The organism is Neobacillus dielmonensis (assembly GCF_000612665.1).
Taxonomy (GTDB): Bacteria; Bacillota; Bacilli; order Bacillales; family Cytobacillaceae; genus Neobacillus; species Neobacillus dielmonensis.
The window spans coordinates 1-312 of sequence record NZ_HG942013.1; the positions used below are offsets into that span (position 1 = coordinate 1).

The window sequence follows — 312 nt, forward strand, 5'->3', positions numbered from 1 at the left end:
GGACTGATAAACAGTTGACCTCTGTTGTTTGTTTAGTTTTGAGATACTAAATCTCATCATATGTGTATGGGCCTATAGCTCAGCTGGTTAGAGCGCACGCCTGATAAGCGTGAGGTCGATGGTTCAAGTCCATTTAGGCCCACCATATATATACCTTTTAAATGGGGCTTTAGCTCAGCTGGGAGAGCGCCTGCTTTGCACGCAGGAGGTCAGCGGTTCGATCCCGCTAAGCTCCACCATATTCGTTCTTTGAAAACTAGATAATCGTATAGAAGAAACCAAGTAAAACCGAGTAAATCGCCATTTTAGGTT

The 312-nt window shown here is 44.2% G+C and carries 2 tRNA genes; both read left to right on the top strand.

Annotated elements, in window-relative coordinates:
- Window positions 1-68: 68 nt before the first annotated feature.
- Window positions 69-145 (top strand) — tRNA-Ile (locus BN2425_RS00020).
- A gap of 18 nt (window positions 146-163) precedes the next feature.
- Window positions 164-239, top strand: a tRNA-Ala gene (locus BN2425_RS00025).
- Window positions 240-312 lie beyond the last annotated feature (73 nt).